General features: G+C 40.7%; 13 protein-coding genes. 5 read left to right on the forward strand and 8 right to left on the reverse strand.

Annotated features, from left to right (window positions below; all coding sequences use genetic code 11):
- Positions 1 to 170 precede the first annotated feature (170 nt).
- The 4 genes from ABIE26_RS15715 (at position 171) to ABIE26_RS15730 (ending at position 8,420) form a co-directional block, all read left to right on the forward strand.
- The gene (locus ABIE26_RS15715; RefSeq protein WP_310143444.1) at positions 171 to 3,770 is read left to right on the forward strand and encodes a SusC/RagA family TonB-linked outer membrane protein; all 3,600 of its coding nucleotides are present in this window, start codon (positions 171 to 173) and stop codon (positions 3,768 to 3,770) included.
- Positions 3,771 to 3,793: 23 nt separating this feature from the next.
- Positions 3,794 to 5,272, forward strand: coding sequence for a RagB/SusD family nutrient uptake outer membrane protein (locus ABIE26_RS15720; RefSeq protein ID WP_310143446.1), 1,479 nt, complete (start codon positions 3,794 to 3,796; stop codon positions 5,270 to 5,272).
- 70 nt (positions 5,273 to 5,342) lie between these two features.
- Complete coding sequence (locus ABIE26_RS15725; RefSeq protein ID WP_310143447.1) at positions 5,343 to 6,638, forward strand: TlpA disulfide reductase family protein; 1,296 nt, start codon at positions 5,343 to 5,345, stop codon at positions 6,636 to 6,638.
- 12 nt (positions 6,639 to 6,650) lie between these two features.
- Complete coding sequence (locus ABIE26_RS15730; RefSeq protein ID WP_310143450.1) at positions 6,651 to 8,420, forward strand: TlpA disulfide reductase family protein; 1,770 nt, start codon at positions 6,651 to 6,653, stop codon at positions 8,418 to 8,420.
- Between the two features lie 140 nt (positions 8,421 to 8,560).
- Here ABIE26_RS15730 and ABIE26_RS15735 read toward each other — a convergent pair whose 3' ends face one another.
- The 8 genes from ABIE26_RS15735 to ABIE26_RS15770 form a co-directional block, all read right to left on the reverse strand.
- Entirely contained in the window at positions 8,561 to 9,742 is a 1,182-nt protein-coding gene (locus ABIE26_RS15735; RefSeq protein WP_310143451.1) for a TlpA disulfide reductase family protein, read from the reverse strand.
- 42 nt (positions 9,743 to 9,784) lie between these two features.
- Positions 9,785 to 11,203: a PKD-like family lipoprotein gene (locus ABIE26_RS15740; protein WP_310143454.1), complete on the reverse strand. Its 1,419-nt coding sequence runs from the start codon at positions 11,201 to 11,203 to the stop codon at positions 9,785 to 9,787.
- Between the two features lie 10 nt (positions 11,204 to 11,213).
- Positions 11,214 to 11,951, reverse strand: coding sequence for a DUF4843 domain-containing protein (locus tag ABIE26_RS15745; protein WP_310143456.1), 738 nt, complete (start codon positions 11,949 to 11,951; stop codon positions 11,214 to 11,216).
- A gap of 13 nt (positions 11,952 to 11,964) precedes the next feature.
- A complete protein-coding gene (locus ABIE26_RS15750) occupies positions 11,965 to 13,398 on the reverse strand; it encodes a RagB/SusD family nutrient uptake outer membrane protein (protein ID WP_310143459.1) in 1,434 nt (477 codons plus the stop codon).
- A 25-nt stretch (positions 13,399 to 13,423) separates the two neighbouring features.
- Complete coding sequence (locus ABIE26_RS15755) at positions 13,424 to 16,684, reverse strand: SusC/RagA family TonB-linked outer membrane protein (RefSeq protein WP_310143461.1); 3,261 nt, start codon at positions 16,682 to 16,684, stop codon at positions 13,424 to 13,426.
- Positions 16,685 to 16,961: 277 nt separating this feature from the next.
- Positions 16,962 to 18,164 (reverse strand): FecR family protein, encoded by a 1,203-nt coding sequence (locus ABIE26_RS15760; RefSeq protein ID WP_310143463.1) that lies wholly within the window; start codon positions 18,162 to 18,164, stop codon positions 16,962 to 16,964.
- Positions 18,165 to 18,259: 95 nt separating this feature from the next.
- Complete coding sequence (locus ABIE26_RS15765; RefSeq protein WP_310143465.1) at positions 18,260 to 18,952, reverse strand: RNA polymerase sigma factor; 693 nt, start codon at positions 18,950 to 18,952, stop codon at positions 18,260 to 18,262.
- Between the two features lie 122 nt (positions 18,953 to 19,074).
- Positions 19,075 to 19,665 (reverse strand): RNA polymerase sigma factor, encoded by a 591-nt coding sequence (locus ABIE26_RS15770; protein ID WP_310143467.1) that lies wholly within the window; start codon positions 19,663 to 19,665, stop codon positions 19,075 to 19,077.
- Between the two features lie 264 nt (positions 19,666 to 19,929).
- Here ABIE26_RS15770 and ABIE26_RS15775 point away from each other — a divergent pair, with 264 nt between their 5' ends.
- A complete protein-coding gene (locus ABIE26_RS15775; RefSeq protein WP_310143470.1) occupies positions 19,930 to 21,084 on the forward strand; it encodes a FecR family protein in 1,155 nt (384 codons plus the stop codon).
- Positions 21,085 to 21,256 lie beyond the last annotated feature (172 nt).

The following is a 21,256-nucleotide window of genomic DNA, read 5'->3' on the forward strand; positions in this document are numbered from 1 at the left end:
AATAATGGATTAATCACTTAAATATACGGAATGGAATAAAAGCTACTATAAAACCTAAAAACCAGGAATGTAAGACACTCCTGGTACAATCGTCACAATTAACTAAATCAACTGTTTACTGCAGGGTCTTAACCTTCTAAAACCAAGAATCCTGCATAACGACTAAACAAATGTATAAAAAATATACCAGCAACCTTGGTGTACGTAAATCGGTATACCACAAAATTTTGCTTATTATGCGCCTAACCACCGTAATATTAATAGCATCCTTTATGCACGTTAGCGCGGCCTCACTCGCCCAGCGCATTTCGATGTCGAAAAAGGACGTTCCCCTGGAATCTGTATTACGGGAGATACGTAAACAAAGTGGATTTGATATCATATTCGATGGGAAAATAATTCCTAAGAATAAATTGGTCAGCATAGATGTCAATAACGCTGATATCCACCAGGCGATGAGATTGGCCCTTAAAAATCTACCCCTGTCTTATAGTATTGAAGGCATTATTGTGTCCATCAAAAAAAAACCGGAACCTTCGGTAACACAAAATAAGGGTGCCTGGCTTCAGGAGCGGATCACGGTAAAGGGCAAGGTTTTGGATGAGAAGGGCGAACCGCTTTCCGGGGCCTCAATAATTGTAGAGGGCGATCCAAAAGCGCTGGGTAGCAGCAATCTCAGAGGAGAGTTCGTTTTGCTCAACGTAGATTCAAAAGCCAATATTATCATTGCCTACATGGGCTATGAGCCAGTAGTGCTACCTGCAAAGCCAGATCTCGGCATTATCAGAATGGAGTTCAGGACCACTGATTTATCCGAAGTAGAGGTTACATTCAACACTGGCTATCAACAGATTTCTAAAGAGCGTAGTGCTGGTTCATTTTCCAAGCCAAACCTAAAAGTGATGCTAGACAGATCTGCAGGCTCGCCAACGCTCCTTAACCGCCTGGAAGGATTGGTACCTGGTTTATCCAGTGGTGCCGGTGGTAACGGTGGCATTGTTATCCGCGGAACCACAACCCTTAATCTCAATACCGAGCCATTATATGTTGTGGATGGTATTCAAGTCTCAAGAGAAATTTTTGACAATTTGAATGTGCAGAGCGTAGAAGACATTACCGTACTTAAGGATGCTACAGCTTCATCTATTTGGGGGGCAAAAGCTGCAAATGGAGTAATAGTTGTTAACACAAAAAAAGGCAAAGCCGGTGATAAACTTCAGATCGATTATGATGGTTATTTTGGATTCAATGGCCGTCCGGACCGTTATTACATTCCACGGATCTCCAATGCTGAACATATTGCATTAGCCAGGGAATTATTTCCGGAATATTCGGCGGCTACCAGTTATACTTCGTTGCTGAATCAAGGTGTTCCGATACCTCCACATCTTCAGTTTTTGTATGATGCAACTCCAGGTAGAAATGTTATTACACTCGCACAAGCCAACTTTAAATTGGATAGTTTATCGAAATTATCTAATGAAGGCCAGATCAACGATCTATTCATTCGCGATGCTTCTGTTCTAAATCAGACCCTATCTGTTTCCGGAGGCGGTAAGGTGCATTCATTTTATGGTTCAGCCCAGCATCTGGGCAGGGTTAGTAATACGCCTGGCGAGAATGACAATGCATATCAGTTGCTACTTAATAACCAGTTTACTGTGAGCAAAAGAATTAAAATAAATTTGAATGCTGAAATTAACAATAGAATTACTAAATATAACAATGTATCGTTACCTACCAATATAGCTGCCAATGAATATCAATTGGTGAAAGATGCAAATGGTAATCCTTTGGATGTAAATTGGGCAGGTTTATTTCCAGAATCCAGGCGTCTTGACTTTCAGGCAAGAAGCCGGATCAATCTGGACTATAACCCCCTTTTAGAACAGAACAGTGCCGATTCAACCCGAAATACGCTAAGTACAAGATTTCAGACCGGAGGAACAATAGACATCATAAAGGGCCTGAAATTTACAGGAACTTATGGCTTCAACTATGCATCGGGTGCAATGAGAGCTGTTCGCGATGAAAGCAATTATGATGTAAGGGTTTTAAAAACACGTTTCACCGTTGCGCCTACTACAACCTCAGTACCTGTATATAATTTACCTCAGTTTGGCGGAACGCTGGAAACAAAAAATTTGGTAGCAAAGAGCTGGACCATAAGAAACCAATTAACCTTTGATCGCGATTGGAATAAACACCAGATAACAGCTATGTTTGCACAAGAAGCCAGGAGCGAGCAGATTATCAATAGTAATGGATATTTTTATGGATGGGATGATGGTGCGCAAACTTATGGTTTCGTTGATGCTGCCAGGTTACAAACCAATACAATAGCTGGGGTAGCTGGTTCAGCCTCTTCAAACTTATTAACCCTTAGTCCTGATACAAAAGAGCAACCTATTATAAGGACAACTTCATATGTGGCCGGTGCTGCTTATACCTTTGCCAGAAAATACTCATTGAATGGTAGTTTTCGGGTAGATCAGGGTAATCTATTCGGCTTTGATAGATCAGCCCAAAACAAACCTGTATATAGTATAGGGGGAAAGTGGAGCTTAGGGAACGAACAATTCATGAAACCGGTTAATTGGTTAAACCGTTTAGATCTGCGTTTAACCTACGGAATTACAGGAAATGCACCCAGACCGGGACAAGCTGCTTCTTTTGACATTTTTGCCGCAAGGGTTAATCTCAATGCTGTAAACGGTTCCGGATTAGCTTTGCAAACCCCCGCTAACAGCAAATTGACATGGGAAACCACCAAAAACTATAATGCAGGTTTAGACTTTGCAGTGCTTAATAACAGATTAAGTGGTTCGGTTGACGTATATCTGAAAAAGACAAGTGATCTGATTGGTGTTGTAATTACTTCTCCATTAACGGGTTATGCGAGTGTGACCGGCAATTTCGGTGATATGCAAAACAAAGGAATAGACATTGCATTGAATTCAGTTAATTTAAGAACAAGGGATTTTGCCTGGAGTAGTGGTCTAATATTGGGCTATAATAAAAACAAGCTAACAAAATTGAATCTTAACAATGTGGCTACTACGGGAGCAGCTTTGGTAGGAACAGTTTTTAGTCAAGGAACAACTTCAATTGTTGGTCAATCACTTTATTCTTTGTATGCTTATAATTATGCTGGGCTAAATGCCTCAGGAGATCCTCAGATAAGACTTGCTGATGGAACAGTTACCTCAAATCCGAATATAAGCCTGCCTGTTGATATTCTTAGGATGGGCGTAACTCAGGCGCCTTTGTCTGGTGGACTTAGCAATAACTTCCAATATAAATCATTTAACCTGGGCGTGAACATAATTTTCAATACAGGACACGTCTTTCGTGATCCAAGGGTGAACACAGGCGATGGGATCATATATGGTAACGATTACCAAAATGGATTTTTAGCACGTTGGAAAGTTCCTGGTGATGAAGCCCGTACAGATATTCCAAGATATGTGGCTAACTCAACAGTTTCTGCCGCCAGAAATTTGAATTATTACAACCAAGGAAGTACGAGAATTTTATCTGCCGATTATGTAAAGATCAGGGATATCAGTTTAAGCTATTCTCTTCCACAATTAATTGCAAACAAAATTAAAGCACAATCGATTACTTTCCGCTGCAATGTAAACAATATACTGCTATGGACGGCTAATGACTTAAATTTTGATCCGGAAGTTAATAGAGCTCAGGGGCAAGTAACTAACGTGAGGCCTGCACAAGGAACGGTATCGTTAGGAGCTCATATTACTTTTTAATTAAACAATAAATGACATGTGTTATGAAAATATTTAAAAAATATACCCTGGTTTCAGCTTTTGCGCTTTCTTTGCTGGTCCAGTTTTCCTGTAAAAAGGAATTCCTGGAAATCGTACCCAAAGGACAAAAAGTTTTAAAGACAACCAACGATTATGAGCAAGTATTGAATATTTCAAATATTCAAACATTTTTGCCTGCAAATATTTATATGGGCGATGAGATGGCGGCAATGCAGTCTTTTTATACCGAGATACCGCCACGCATGCAACGTCTTTTTAGGTATGACGATAGGATTTACGATGCCGGAGCTACACCAGATGAATTCAGTTCTGCAGCTACAAATGAAGCCATTTATATCAGGAGACTTTATGTTTTTAATAAGGTCATTAATAATGTGATGGATTCTGAAGGTGGTACTGATGCTCAAAAGAAAGCAATATTGGCGCAAGCCAAAGTATTAAGGGCAATCTGTAATTTCATGTTTTTAAGTGACTTTTCAAAGCCTTATAACGCCAATACCGCTGCTACTGATTTGGGGATTCCTGATATTACCAAATCTGATGTAAATCAAACAAATTTTGTGCGTTTAAGTCAAAAAGCGAATTATGAGTTGATGATTAATGACATTAACGAGTCTATACCAGATTTAGGCATATTAACTCACCGTCGTAAAATTAGTAAACTTACTGCATACACTTATCTTGCACGTATTTATTTCGCAATGAATAACTTTACGGCGGCAAAAACTAACGTTGACCTCGCCTTTTTGGAAATTCCAAAAGCTAACATTCCTGTGGCTTTGTATGATTATAACGTAGTTATGAATCCTGCAGGAGGATCTCAGTCCTGGCTTCCTCATAATGGATTTAGTTATTCCGGGAACAAACCTCAGGTTATCAATGATACGGAGACTATTTTTAACATTGATGCGACTAAGACATTATTCTCAGCGCCTAATACATTTGTGCTTTCAGAAGAAACCGTTAAGCTATTTGATCTCACAGACAGACGTTTGTACAAATCTGATGATTTAGACTTTGACGGCGTTTTGGTTTATCCCAGGGGCATGAGAAGACCGCAATTTGCTTTTCTTGAAGATGTTGGTCCAGTTTTGCCAGACTTATACCTGATGCGTGCAGAAGCCAGGGCCCGCACAAACGATCTGGCAGGAGCTGTGCAGGATGTACAGGCCCTGCGGGTTAAAAGAACTTCAGGGGCAGCAGCTCCTGTACCTTCGGCAATTGCAGCTGATCAAAACAAACTGGTACGGTTTATCCTTGATGAAAGGATTCGTGAACTTTTCTTTACTGGTAATAGATGGTTAGATATGCGCCGCTTATCTCAGGATCCTGTTTATGGCGATCATGTTAAGTATATCCATAAAACATTTGCTGATAATGGAAATGTTGCGCAAAGCTTTACCCTAAAACCTGAAAGGTTTGCCCTGAAATTTGGGGAAGTTGTGTTGGGAACGAGCAACGGTCTGGAAGAAAACCCATAATTATATTATGCTAAATACTGCGTGAGCAGTATTTAGCTAATTAAGTAAATCCTACCTAAAATATAAAAAGATGAAAAAACTAATCTTATTGCTGTTGATTTCCAGTTCAGCCTGGGCCCAGCAAACACCAGTAAAAAAATATGGCCTTCAAGACTTTATGATGATTGAAAAAGTTGAAGACCAGGATAAATATTACAATGAAAATAAGGCAAAGTTAGCCGAAAAAGAAGACAATAGTTTTCGCGCTGAACTCGCTGTTAACTGGTTAGCCAAGGGGAATTTAGATAAGTACAACCATTATCAGGCGGCCCAACCTAAATACAACCCCATGCAATTTTTAAACCTCACTTATGCCCTCGAAAAATTGTTTGATGAGAAAAAGCAATACGTTGCTGTTGCAAAGTATACCAACGAATTTTTGGAGCAATTGAAAAAAGGTACCTGGACCGATGCATTCGGTAGAACTCATATTTTAATGGATTTGAATGCAGCGGCTAATGCCAAACTGGGAAATACTGCAGCAGCCAAAGCTATGATTGCTAATTCAGCCGGAAAAAAGGTGGCTTCCGCTAATGACAATGGCTATTTTAAAGATGTCAAATCCAACTATCTGAACCGCTATGCTATCGTTATGTCTGTTGCTGGCGATCATAAAATTGCATTTGATACTTTGAGCAAAGCTTTTAAGGAAGCTGATTCCAATCCTTATATGGTGGCTACTTTTAAGGAAATATATCAGAAAGTTAAAGGATCAGATAAGGGTTTCGAACAATACCTGAAATCTCTTACAGATGAAGCTTATCAGAAATACTACCACAAGGTAGAAAAAATGTATGTAGAATCTCCGGCATTACCACTTACAGGCACAATGCCTATCGTTAATCAACCTGGCAAAACGATAAATACATTTTTGGCCAATAAGCCTGTAAAAGACATTACGCTGAATTCTCTGGATGGCAAGCCGGTTAACCTGGCCGATTATAATGGTAAAGTCTTAGTACTTGATTTCTGGTCTACCGGATGTACACCTTGTGTAGCTGCTTTTGCCGGATTTGAAAAAGTAGTGGCAGACTATAAGAAAAGTGAATTTCAGCTATTTGTGGTAAACTTATTTGAGCCTCAGGCCGAGGTAAAAGTATTTGCCGCAAGAAAGCCGGTTAAGCTTGAGATATTACAGGATGAAGAGAATAAAGCGTATGCTGTAACAGCAACGCCTACCAAAATCATCTTCGATCCGATGGGCAACATCAGGTTTTTCAGTTCCGGTTATGCAGGTTCTACAGACAGAGAGTATTATAAGCTGAAAGCAATGGTAGAGATTACCAAAGCACGTGCTGCTCAAGCATCAGCCCGGCAAGTAAAATAAAAATAGAAACCAATGAGAAGAATATTGCTTTTTCTAATGCTAAGTACATTAAAGTGCCTGGCATTAGCTCAGGACATACATCCTGTTTCCTGGAAGTTTAGCAGTCAAAAGACTGCCCCTCTAACTTATGAGATAAAGTTTATAGCTACTGTTCAGGAACCCTTTCACATCTATCCTCAATCATCGGAAGGCGGATTGGGCATGCCTACTGAATTTATATTTGCCAATAATGATAATTTGGAATTAATAGGGCCAGTAAGCGAGCAGGGATTTGATAAGAAAAAGGGCGAAGAAGTGGCTTATTATGCCAAAGGAGTTACCTTTACACAAACGCTTAAGTTGAAATCCGAGAAAAAGACAGATCTGTCTTTCGTCATCAAATACATGGCCTGTAACGACCAGATGTGCCTTCCCCCTTCCAGGAAAGAGTTTACAGTAGCTATAAATGACACAGATAAAAAGGTTGTGGAAAGCACTGCTTCCGGAGTAGCATCAGCACAAAAAAAAGCTTTGCTATATCAGGATTTTGTAATGCCGGACCCTGATGGAAAGTTGGTGGCATCCAAACAAATCACATCTAAGAATACATACACTTTTATAGATTTCTGGGCAAGTTGGTGCGTGCCTTGCAGAGCACAAGGGCGCGAGTTAATTCCCCTGTATGAAAAATACAAGGCTAAAGGTTTTGGTGTGATCGGCATTTCACTGGATACAAATCCAACGGCCTGGAAAAAGGCGATTGATGCAGATCAATATACCTGGCCAAACCTGAGCGATGGGAAAGGATTTGACTCTGAAATGGCTAAAAGATACAGGATAACAGCTATTCCCAGAAACCTCCTGATCGATAGTACAGGTGCAATAGTTGCCATGGATTTGCATGGAAAGGAACTTGAAGCTAAACTCAATGAACTATTTGCTCAGGCCGTCCAGAAAGATACAGTCAGCGGGGGTTCAACTATCGGGGTAACAGGTGCTCCTTCTAATAAAGACTATGATGATCTGGATAAATTGGAAAGTGCAGAATACTCAAAACTGACTGGCGATGATCAAAAGTTTCTGGAAGGAAAGCTGTTGCCGCAAAATACACCAGATTATGAAGCTAAATTAGAAGGCTTTCGAAAAAGGTTCAGCGAAATGAATGTGAAGGTGTATACTTCATTTATTAAATCACATCCCAATTCAGAATTGAGTCTTGAATTATTCCCTAAAGTAGCTTATTTTCAACCGTACAATATAGTTAAGCCGCTGTTTGATGGGCTATCAGCAACCCTTAAAAAAACGGACAAGGGGAAAAAAATAGAGGAAAGCTTAAATAATATGGCAGTTGCGGCAATTGGTAAGCCAGCCCCCGATTTTGAGATCCCAGATACAGCAGGAAAGCTGGTTAAGCTTTCTTCATTCAGGGGGAAATATGTACTCCTTGACTTTTGGGCCAGTTGGTGCGGGCCTTGTCGTGCAGAAAACCCTAACCTGGTTAAAGCCTATAACAAATTCAAGGATAAAAATTTTACAGTGGTGGGTGTAGCGCTGGATAAGTTGGAAGATAGGTCTGCATGGTTGGCAGCCATCAGGAAAGATGGCCTTCCCTGGCTTCAGTTATCTGAATTGAAATTCTGGAACAGTGAGGCAGCAAAATCATTCGGTGTTCAGGCCATTCCTCAGAATTTCTTAATTGATCCTAATGGAGTTATTATTGGGAAAACTTTAAATGGCAGCGCACTACACGATAAATTGAATGAGGTTTTAGGTGTGGATTTAAAAGGTAATCAAAACAAGTGAAATCAATTTCGCTGATTTCTTCACTTATGAAAATTTTCATCGCAGAGTACGCGCTTGTTAGTTAAGCCTAAGCAGGAAACCCTCGTGTGCCCAGGGCATACGAGGGTTTGGTAGTGTAATGTTAACTCATCTCTGGAGAGTTACATTTTACGGGCCATCTCTACCATGGCAGAAAGTTCCTTAACTGCAGCCTCATTTGGCCACACTAACCCACTTGTCTTGAAGCGTATTTTGCCATTGCCATCAATGATAAACTTTGCAGGAATTCCCTTTACGCCAAATGAAGATACCGCAGGGTTCTTTTTAGTTTCCGGGTTTTTGACATCCATGTATAAGGGCAGATCCAGGTTATGCGTAAGCAAATAGTTCACAGCGTCTGATTTAGGGTCTGGGACAGTTTCCCAGGTATGTATAAACAGGAAATTTACATTCGGATCATTCACATATTTGTTAACCATCATTTGCATGGCCGGAAGAGATTTTTTACAAGGCCCGCACCAGGTAGCCCAAAAGTCCAGAACAATCGTTTTGCCTTTAAAATCTGAGAGTGATACTTCTCTGCCATTTACGTCTTCAACTTTAAATTCCGGGGCTTGCTCAGCTATCATTTTGGCCGCTATTTCTGTGCTGTATTTTTCTTCAAACTGATTGCTTAAATCGGTAAGGTAAGCGTTCGCATCTTTTCCAGGATTCACTTTTGCGTAAGCATTTTTCAGTTCGGCCTTAAAATTATCGTCGACTAGACCTGTCGACGCTGCTTTCTCCAGTTCTGGAAATGCTTCCTGGTATCTACCAGTTTTACTCATCAGATAATAATATTGTGCGGTTAATCCAACACTTTTTCTCGGTGCCTGCTCGTAACACTCTTTTATAGCAGCGAAAGCCTTATGATAGTCACCTTTCTTATCCATCAACTGACTATACAGATTTAACAAAAATAGCCTGTCTTCCTTAACGTTCGTCGGATTTGCCAATTCTTGCCGGATCAATGTTTCGGCAGCTTTCAGATCGTAGGCCATAAGTCCTGTCGCAACCGATCCCACATACATGACTCTTGCCGTTTCTTCAATCTGGTTGAAGTAGAATAAAGCTTTAGCGGAGTTTTTTGCTATTACAAAATTATCTATGAGTGCGGCTCTGTATTGATCAAAATTATCGCCTGGATAGGCCTTAACCAGGCGGTTAAGGATAGTTTCCTTTTTTGATGGATCAATGAAGATTTTTAAAGAGTCAAGACTTGCCTTGTATACAGGTTGCATCTGTTGACTGTATCCCGAGGATCCTATAAACAGAATAGCAATAAGCGCTGATATTTTTTTCATTCAATTATATATAATGTTACCTTCTTTAAATTACCATTTGCTTTACATGTTTTGTCTGGCAGGGGCAACTTGTACAATTTCACCAAAGCCGGTAAATTTCTTATCGTAAGCGCCATTGCTGAATTCTCCCTGACCATTGATGTCGAAATAATATACTTCACCCGCTGCACCATTATTGACACCAATCACCAGTTGTTTGCTTGTGCTGCGTAGCATCTCAATGTCTTTTATCACATATCCAGCTGGGAAAGTGTAAATCAGGCGTGCAGATTTTGCAAGCATGTCGTACAGATATACCCTATTGCCAACAGTATAATAAAGTTGTTTCAATACGGAAGATGTTGCAAAGTTATTTGCACTACCAATTTCCGGACTATTTACCATTTGTTGATTAACACCAGGTTGGGTATTGCCGAAGTTATCATAAGTCAAGGACATTAAGTAGCGGCCGCTATTGTCTTCCATGATGAAATACCATTCAATTTCTTCTTCAAATAAGGTTGACATGCCACGATCGTATGCAATCATTTTTCTTCCCACATTTGCCATGTCAAACGAGCCGGTTGTATTAGGTGCATCTTCCAGAATTCTTGAAAAAATACCCATTCGCATAAAGCGCATGTTGGTATTATTATAAAAATAGGTTAGGTTATAAGTGTTTGGAAATACACCCGGGAATAGGTCATAGTCGCCAGGAATGCGTTGACTAAAAGGCTTAACGTTGTCTGAAGTCGAGCCTGAGATTCCAGCATATAAACCGCCATCCGCCACAATGAACTGGTCAAATTTCGAGGTGTTCATTATAAAAACCGGTGCACTTTTAAACGGAAGCGGTGTGGCCAAATTCGGAAGTATAGAATTTTTATCACCGAGCTCCAGCCAGTCGTTCATGTTAAACCGATACACATTTTGATCGGTGAAATAATAAAAGAAACCACCTTTCCCAAAATTATATAAGCCCAATGGTTTTCCTGGATAGGTTTTATTGTTAGCGACTTCCATAGGATTCTCAAAAATCACTTCATCGGTACGGATTAACGAAATCCTTCCTTTTCCATCTTTACTATTGACAATGTACCAGCCATTGGGATAGACTCCTGTTACGACAACGGTATAACGTTTCAGGGTATAAATGCCATTTTTATTACTCGTTACCTTATAGGTTATCAAATACGTACCTGGGCTTAAGGTTACTTTTGTGCGCAAATTTTTAGATTGAGCAATCACTTTTGAATCAATTGTCCAACTGTAGGTAAATGAATCACCTGCAGGCATTGTTTCCGCTAATGTTGGTGTAATGATCAACGAATCCAGTTGAGGTATGGTAAAACTGGTTATTGCATCGGTAATCTTAATGTCGTTAATTTGCTCATATTTATACAGATTATTGTCTTTGCTGCAGGCAAATGTTAGCATGATTGCAACAATCAGGCTAAGCTTTAAAAAATGTTTTAAATGCATAATATCTAAATTAAGGGAAAGAAATCTTGTTCTTGTTCTCATCTAATAATGGGCCATTTGCAACTTCATAAGCGGCAAGTGCATTCCTCAGCGTCACGGGGAAGTTTATGAAACCGTCAAACCCGATATTCTCATAAGAGAAATCTGTTATACCCAGCACCCTGACCATGAATTTGTATTTTTCAGCGCTAAACTCTCCGAAATCTGCATCCAGAACATCCCAATAAGCAGGCCTGATGTACATACTGGATACTTCTATCTTCAGATATCTAAAGTTTTCCTCCGTACCCAGATTGACACTATTGGCAGGTGTCTGGCCTAAAGTCCCTAAAGTAAAGTCCTTGGTTTCCGCTGGCTCTAATACGATTTTATAAACATTGCTTGCCATTCCAACAGAGTTGATCAGGACAAGCGGATAATTAAATATGGAGACTCCAGGAGGAATGGTCACTTCTTTTAACTCAAAATCAATGCCCGCTGTTGCCGTTGTTCCTTCAGCTGTTTTTAGCAATACCGTACGCGGCTGATCAGACAGCTTTCCGGTAATCCTCAAGGGTATATACATGGTATCCCTTGCTTTTACTGTGCTTTGAAAGGCAAAAGAGTAACTTCTTGTCGCTGTTGTATGTAATTGTTGATAAGTGTAAGCAAAAAAACTAACACCGTCTTTTCCTTGATAAGTTTCTACCGCTTCTTTCTTACAAGAAAAAAGGGAGAAGATCATTGTCATATATAATAAGTATTTCATAATACGAGTGCGATTAGTTAGCATAATTCGGATTAAATTGAAGTTCAGCATTGGGGATTGGCAGCACATACTGCTCTGGAGCCATGTCGATATTACGGAATTGCATTCTTAATGCTTTAATACGTTTATAGTAAAAGAACAATTGGCCTTCTGCATAAAATTCCTTCTGGTACTCCTTGGTTATCGCTGCTGTGAGTGCGGTAGCTGTAATGGTTGTTGCCAGATTGGAAAGCCCCCTGTTCTGGCGCACCATATTTAAAAATCCGACACCGACAGCAGGAGTCTCCGCGGTTTCCGCAAGAATGTAATACATTTCGGCAAGGCGAATACCAGGTACATACTGATCCAGTAAATTGTCGTTGATGGTCGTAGTAGCGGTTGAGGCTTGCCAGAATTTAGAGGGAAACAGGTTTCCGCCATCCTGCTCAAGGCGGTAAAGGAACCTGATGTCTGTTCCGCCGCCCGATGTGGTTTCATACAGCGTAGCAAAGTTAGCAGAGGTACGTGTGAGGGTTTGTCCTAAAGCACCCCTAAATCTAAAATAACGTTGAACGGTGGGCAATATATCCCGAACCCTGATCATGAACACCTGTTCGTTGAAATACAGGCGGTCGCGTACCACCAGTCCTGAGCTGATCGCTCCGGCGGCAGTCTGGGTGACAAAAGTATATTTTGTAGAGTTGATCACTACATTTGCGGCAGCAGAAGCACCCGCTTTATCACCACTGTATAATTTTATTCTTGCTTCAAGTGCTTTTATGCCATAGTAATTCAGCTTATTCCGTCTGCTCCTTAAATCGCTGGTTATTATCGGATCAACCGGCAACAACAAATTTGCGGCCTCCGTCAGATCAGCTAAAGCGAATTTCACCACATCAGCAGTGGTAGATGGTATAATTGCGTTTTCGTTAACATCCTTTTTGTAAGGGATCGCTTTTAAATTGGCACCCTCAGTATATTCAGGCCCAAACATGCGTAATAAATCAAAATGTACAAATGCCCTCAAGGCTAAAGCCTCACCGCGCAGTAGTGCATATGAATTATTGGTTAACACAGACCTGTTTGTCTCTGTATTTATAATTATTTTGTTTGCTGCGGCAATTGCACTGTAACTGGCAGACCAGATGGCATTTGTATACCCCGCGACTTCTGCCGATGCATAGTTCAGAACTTGGGTTTGTTGCAATGAAACGTCTGCGTTGCTGTTAAGTGTCGAATAATTTTGTGCCAGCGCAGAAACGAAACCCATAGAAAGGTTGTCGCCGTAAAGGCTGTTAGTGGCCAGCTGGCCATATACTCCTGATAAAGCCTGCTGAAAACCAACTTCTGAAGTAAACAGCTGTTCTTCCGATAAATTTGTTTTGGGCTTTACGTCCAAAAATTTCTTACAACTGGAAAACATCGCAACGACTGCCAGAATTCCTATTATTAATATTGTTCTTCTCATTGGGATATGAATTTATCTTTTGAATTTAAAATCTTGCACTCAGGCCAAATGTATATTCTCTGGCAAACGGATTGTCTGTACCACGCTCAATTTCAATAGTACTGAAGTTGGCCAGGTTATTCGTTGTTGCACTAACGGTCAGATTCTGTAAGCCCAATCTTTTAACAAATGGGGTTTTAAACTGATAGCTTAAATTAACTGAGCTGAGCTGAATGTTGTTATCGCGCTGAACAAACCTTGAGGTAAGTTGTGTTGGCGTTGGCACACCAGCAGTAATCCGTCGATACTGACTAACACTACCAGGCCCAGTCCAACCCAGATCGTACGCTCTTCTGTCTACATTGTTGCGGGCATCAACAGCTTCCACCCGGTTTAACAGTGTACTGTTGTACAGATCAGCACCATAGTTATAATTGATACTAAAGTTTAAAGCAAAACCCGCGTATAGGAAATTTGAATTTACAGCACCTGTCCACCTGGGACGGGTATCACCAACATAAGTCTTATCATTAACGTCCCATACAAAGGTTGGGGTACCATCTAGTTTTAGATAAATCTCCTGGCCCGTAATAGGATCAATGCCCAATGACTTTACTGCGTAAATGGCCGTAGTTGATCTGCCTTCAATAAACTGGGCATTTTCAACTGTCTGATTGGAGTTATTGGTATTTAACGCAGCGTTGAATGCTTTAAGTTTATCAGAAAGCTCCTTTAACACCGATTTATTGGTAGCTGCGTTCACAGAAACATTCCATTTTAAGCCTTTGCGTGGTCGAGATAATATGGTATAGCCTAAATCCAGTTGTAATCCCCTGTTCTGGATTTTACCTAAATTTTCGGTATACGAGGGAAAGCCGGTACTTGGTGCAAGCGAAACCGTAGTCAGGGCATTCTGGGTTACTTCATCATAAAATTCCGCATTGAAAGTTAAACGGTTGTCCAGAAATGCTGACGCAATACCAAGGTTCGACTTCAGCACTTGCTGCCAGCTCAAATTCGGGTTTCCAAGTCCACCAGGGAAAGCACCCACTTCGCCAAAATAACCGGTGGTTGTGCCCAGGTTGTACCTAAATTGCGCAGCATAAGGATTTTGTACAGATGTACCGGTAGAGCCATAGCTACCACGTATTCTCAGGAGGTTTATGGTTTGACTGTCCTTCAGGAACGCTTCATTATTTATGTTCCACCCTAATCCTGCCGACCAGAAATTACCAAATTTATTGTTTTCTCCATAAGCCGAAGAACCGTCTCTGGTATAGGTGAAATCGGTAAAATATCGGTTGTCATAAGAGTAGTTGGCACTTCCGGTATAAGAAAGATTGTTAATTGTACTTTCGGATCCCGTAGGTTTGGTGTTTAAGTATTGTGCAGCAAACAGGATGTTGTCTAAGCGATCGAAAGGAAAACCTTGCGTAGATACGGCATAAGAATTTAACCGCGTGCTTGCGAGCCTGAAGCCTGCATATACCGTAACACCATGCATTCCAAAATTCTTGTTGTAATTTACAGACCCCGTTCCATCCATGATAAAAGATGTACTGTTTTCGATTGAATAGGTACCCCGTGCATTTAAATCTGAGACACCGTTGAATCGACTGTCCAGCGCCGAATAGAAGTTGTCTATCGTTCCGTTTACTTTTGTAATCCCCAGGGCGCCATTAAACCATAAGGATTTATTGGCATCGTAACGTACAGTGGTATTATTTCTTAAATTAAAATTCTTATTTCTATTGTCAATGGTATTGTAAGTAATGTCCATCAGCGGATTCAATACAACGGAACTCCCTACACCGAAGCCCATGTCGATGTTTTCCAGGTATTTGTTAACATTGCCATTTTCATCGTAAGGCTTCCAGTAAGGATTCAAATCCAGGTACTGACTAAATGAGCCGTAAGGAGAATCATTGGAATTCACCTGTGTTGCTATGGTATTATTTTGAAATGTCAATTTGTTCGTTCTGTAACTCAGTGTAAAACTTCCGGAATAGTTTTTTCTGTTCTGCCCCTTCATTACCCCCTGTAGCAGATTTCCACTGAAGGTAAGGTTAAAGGTTAGCGACTGGTCACCTCCCCGTAAAGACACGTTGGTCCGGTTGTTGATCCCTGTTTGCACGGGAATAGATTTCCAATCGGTGTTTACACCACTCACTACCGCTTTGTACCGTTCCGAATTAATAAAATCACCTCTATAACTGTCAACAAAGCCTACACGTCTTTCAAAATCAAGTTTTTCTGCTGAATTGAGCATGTTGTAAACAGACAGGTCAGGAGATGATAAAGTAAAATTGTTACTTATCGAAACTTCAACTTTTCCTCTTGGGGGCAAGATCGTGGTCACAACCATAACTCCATTCCCCCCGCGGGAACCATACATTGCAGTAGCGGAAGCATCCTTCAATAAAGTTACCGAAGCAATTTGATTCATATCTAAGTCTACGATTGCCTGTAGTGAAACTTGAAATCCATCAAGAATGAACAATGGTGTATTGGGGTTTCCAGCTAGTTCCGCGCCAAGGGTTGGATAGGAGGTCTGCCCACGCATGGTAACTTCTGGAAGCGCGTTAATGTTGCCCCCTATTTTATTATTGGGAATCATTCGAAAAGATGGATCAAGAGCAGCAATGCCGGCAAAGACATTCACCGGGCTCACAGCCTTAAGCTCAGCAGCAGTCATGGTCTTGGCAGCTCCGGTGTAAGAGCTGACCTTCCTGTCAACCATCCCCGTAATCACAGTCTCATTCAACGAGACCTGATCCTCATCCATGTAAATGGTATAATTCGAATTAGAAGAGATGGGAACATCAACGGTTTTATAACCTATAAATCTAAACTCCAATGATGATGCACCTCTAGCTATACTGATGGTGAATTTTCCATTTTTATCCGTCTGGACCGTAGATTTTGTTCCCTTGATCGACACAGTAACGCCTGGGATAGGCTTGCGATCTTTAGCATCGCCTACAAAACCTGAAATGACTTCCTGCCTGGTCGTTTCACTTGCCTTGATGACAACAGTTTTGTTGCGTATAATAAAATTGAGATTTTGTCCGGCAAAAATCTGGTTAAGCACAGCCGATAACTCAGCATCTTTAACATTGATGTCTACCGGGGGCGAATTTTCCAGCAAATTGTCCGCATAAAAGAAATTGTACCCCGTCTGTCGGTTAAGTTCCTTAAAGACAGATCGAAGTGAAGCATTCGACTTAGTCAAAGTCACCTTTTGAGCAAGGCTCGACGCACTTACCTGCATAAAGCATGCTATAATAATTACGATGGTTAAGCGCATAATTAGCAATAGTTTTAGGTACAGCCATTTAGGCATACCAAATTTCCTTGAATTTTGATACATTAGTAGTCGGTTTGGTTAAGCAGCCTCTTTTGCGTTGGACCGTGAAGAGGGCTGCGGTTATCACATTAATTTTTAATTGAGTGTGCCAAACTTTTACCAGGTCCTGATAGCAAGTCCGGGCCTGGTTTAGTTTAACACTTCTTTTATTTAGTATAATCTTCTTTTCATCTGGTTAAGTTTAAGGTTGGCATTTAGTTAATTGATTGGGTAGCTCTTATTTTGACACATATACGGTTCGTCCCTTGACCTCGAAATGAGCTTCCCCTGTTGATTCTACGATTTCAAGTACTTTTGACAATTTATCAAACCTTGACACCTTGCCGCTAAAACGCTGTTTGGTTTTTTCGCCAATGTAAACGATCTCGACATTGTACCAGCGCTCAATCATTTTCATTATGGATTCAATCTGCTCGCTTTCAACTACAAATTCATTGTTTTTCCAGGCAACAGCCAGGTCCGTATCCGTTTCATTGATTTGCATTTTACCCTCCGATAGCTTGGCCTGTTGCCCTGGTTTTAATATTTTTGAACTCCCTGCTGCATACAATCTTACATTTCCTTCCAGCAAGGTTGTTTTTTCTACTTCATCGTCAGCATAGCTGCTTATATTGAAATGTGTTCCCAATACTTCAACCTCCTGCTTATTTGTCTTTACAATAAAAGGATGTTTCTTATCCTTAGCTACTTCAAAATAGCCTTCACCACTAAGCTTCACCACACGTTTTTCATTTTCGATCAGGGAGGCGGTATAAGTGAGGCTTGAAGCTGCGTTCAGGTAAACCAGTGAGCCATCAGGCAAACGGACCTGATAAGTTTCTCCCCTGGCGGTTGACAAGGTGTTGGAAGCATTAGGATCAAAAACTTTTTCATTTATTTCATAAACCAGTCTGCCATCAGCGGATTTAGAAATTATGATCCCTGATTCCCTTCCAATTTCTCCATTCGACGCATTAGCTAAACTGATCTTTCTGCCATTCGCCAGAATAAGTGTTGCACCAAATTCACCGGGCTCTATCTCTTTTTCCAGCACGTTGGCAACAGCCGGAAGCTCTTCTGATTTTTGATTGAAGAAATAAATGCCGGTGCATACCGCAGCCAGGACGGCTGCAACGGTGGCTACTTTTAACCAGAGTTTAACCGTTTTATTCGTATTTGTAGGTGCGTCTCCAGCTGTAGTATATGTAGTATGGATTTGAACAAACAGGTCACGGTCAACTTTTGCCAGAACGCCTGCAACTGCCGCATCAGTTTCATAGCTTTCGTCCTGAATTTCTAATACGTCGATGATGAGTTCTTTCAAGAGCTCCCGATCTTCATCAAGCTCAAAATAATTCATCAGGCGCTGCGTTTCTTCCAGGCTACAGCTGTTGTCCAGGTATTTTTTGAAGAGTATATGGAGTTGATCAGATGGTCTCAAGGGTCAGTTTTTACAGCTAATACGGAGCCGGGCAAAAATATCCTTAGTCGATTAACAAAAAAATAACAATTAATTTCTAAAAACAATGATAAGCGTCAAAGATTTTTGAATAAAACACTTAAAACCAGGGAAATTGCAAGTGTAGCTGAATCTTTAAAATAAGCTCTGAGAAATCTATTGGCTTGCAGCATATGGCTACTGATAGTTTTTGCATTGATTCCCATAATCTCCTCTACTTCCTTATAAGATTTACCTTCTAATTTGCAGAGTGTGAATACCATTTTACGCTGCGGAGGCATGAGGTTTATGGCATGTTGTAATTTTTGAGCCTCCTCTTTACTCAGCATGTCTTCTTCAATGTGCAGGTATATTTCCGAACTGGATGCCACGACTTTGGCCAATAAACGCTTGTCTTTTGCTACTTTCCTAAAATAATCATGCACCATGTTCTCAGCGATGCGAAAAAGATAAGATTTAAAAGATTTTTCAGGATCAATCTGAGTTCGCACTTCCCATATTTTAAAAAAAAGCTCTTGCAGAATTTCTTTGACCTGGTCCTCAGATTTGAGGAGCTTAAACAAGTTTCCGGCTATCCGAAATTTATAATTATTGTAAAGTATTTCAAATGCACGCTGGTCTCCATTCTTCAGTTGCAGCAATAAAGCCTGCTCATCAGTTTGATTAACGTTGACCATTCGTTCTAAAAATAGAAGTTTACTAAAAGGCAAGGTAGAAATATTTTTCGAGCTTCTTGCAATGCGACAGAATCGGTAGCCCCAGTCTGGCATAAATTCTACCTGCCGACGGTCAAGGAACTCAGTTATGTCTTTGATAACGGAGTGGTTGCGTTAAAATATAACTAAAGATATAATTTAGGGGATGGCACATTTACTGGAAATAACCCAGACAACTATTTTAAAATACCAACTATCAGCAACGTAAGTGCAATGTTTTTGATGTTATGCTGCAGATATTTTTGAGCAATACATATTTGGTTTTCTACTGTTCGTTTAGATATAGAGAGTCTTTCAGCTATCTCAACATTCGTAAGGTTCGCTATCCTGCTTAAAAGGAAAATTTCGCGGCAACGTTTAGGCAGGTCAAGTAAAGCATTCTCTATATCTACCTGCAGGTTAAGGTACCTGATTTTTTCTTCACCCTCATTTTGCACCAGTATTTCGGAAACCGGGAGTTGGTCGTAATTTTCCACATAGGCCAGGCGCATCTTTTTCTTCGCCTTCAGTACCTTATAGGTATGATAGCGGGCGCTGGTGGTCAGGTAATTTTTGAATGAGCCAATATCCAGCGTGTCTTTCTTTCTCCAGATATTCAAAAAGGTATCATTGGCAATTTCAGCTGCTGCTTCTGCATCATTTAAAAAAGAAAAAGCTGTAGTATATACTGCCTGCCAGTACCGGTCAAAAAGCAATTCGAAAGCACTGACGCTTCCAGATTTTATGGCTTCCCATAGTTCATCATCGGGTTGGTTTCTGTCAAGCATATTTGGTAAATGCTAATCTAACAAAAAATAATATTAAAATTTATACTCTTTTATAATACCGGGCAACACCCCTGGCAGTGAGTTTACGCCATCCATTAAAGCGCGTATTAGAACGTGGCTAATCACACTATTAACGTAATCTGTAAAAAAAAATGAAATAGTATGTGAGTTGGGCATTAAAAAATGTCTCTATACTTTTAACTAAGCCGTTATAGCCAGGCGTTGTGCCTTTTATAGCTTAACGTATAACGTATTAAACCATTTATGACCAAAGAGCAATTTATAGTACTTTTCGAGAAATGCGCGTCGGGATATTGCAGCGCTGAAGAATTGGCGCAGCTGGAAAACTACCAGGATGATTTCGAGCTTACTGTTAAAGAATGGTCGGCAGAAATGGGCAGTTCCGACGAAGTCCGGCAGCAGATCCTTGAAAAACTACGGTCACAAATATCGGCCGAAGGGGAAAAACGCCGCAGTAACTTTAAGTATTGGTTTGCAGCGGCATCTGTACTTATTTTCCTTGCCGCCGGTACATTGTTTTGGCAAAGCAGAAAAGATCAGCAAAAAAATCAGCATAAAATTGCGCAGTCTGAGTCCATCAAAACAATTATTGCACCCGGCCGGAACCGGGCCATTTTAACGCTTGCCAATGGTGAAAAATTAGATCTTGACGATGCGGCCACGGGAATTATATCCAGGCAGGGGGCCTCAATATTAAGCAAAACTGCTGATGGCAAACTGGCCTATGGAACCCATACAGATAGGCCAGATAAAAATGCTGTTGTTTATAATACTATAGAAACACCCCGGGGCGGTCAATATCAGCTTACGCTGGCCGATGGCACAGAAGTATGGATGAATGCCGGCTCATCATTAAAGTATCCTACCAGCTTCAGGGGCAAAGAACGGAAAGTGGAGTTAACTGGCGAGGCTTATTTTGAGGTTGCAAAGAACAAAGAGAAGCCTTTTAGCGTAGTGCTCAACGGCATGAAAGTAGAGGTTTTAGGCACTCATTTTAATGTAATGGCTTATAATGATGAAAATGTTATCGAAACAACCTTGCTCGAGGGCTCGGTAAAGCTAACAAAAGATGGCAGCAGCACTATGCTCATACCTAACCAGCAGGGCGTTTTAAACAACGGCGCTTCAAATTTTCGGGTACGCGCAGTAAATACAGAAAATGTAATAGCCTGGAAAAATGGTTTTTTCAAATTTGATGACGAGAATATCGAAACCATTATGCGCAAGGTAGCGCGCTGGTATGATGTAGATGTTACTTATAAAGGCAATCTGAAACGTCAGAACTTCGGTGGTAAGGTTCCAAGGTTTAAGGACATTTCGCAACTGTTAACCACACTTGAATTAACGGGTACCATTCATTTTAAAATCGATGGAAGGAGGATAACCGTTATGCCGTAGTTCTACAACTTCCAGACAAGGTTTGCTGAAATAAAAAAACCGGCGGCGCGTCAACGCTTCCGGTTTTTAGCCAATCAGGCTTTGAGCAACTTAAATAATCCTTCAAACGATCAATTATAAATTAACCCATTAACCAAATGTATAAATTTTTCCACGCATTTTCATGCAGGAC

Source organism: Pedobacter africanus (genome assembly GCF_040548825.1).
Taxonomy (GTDB): Bacteria; Bacteroidota; Bacteroidia; order Sphingobacteriales; family Sphingobacteriaceae; genus Pedobacter; species Pedobacter africanus_A.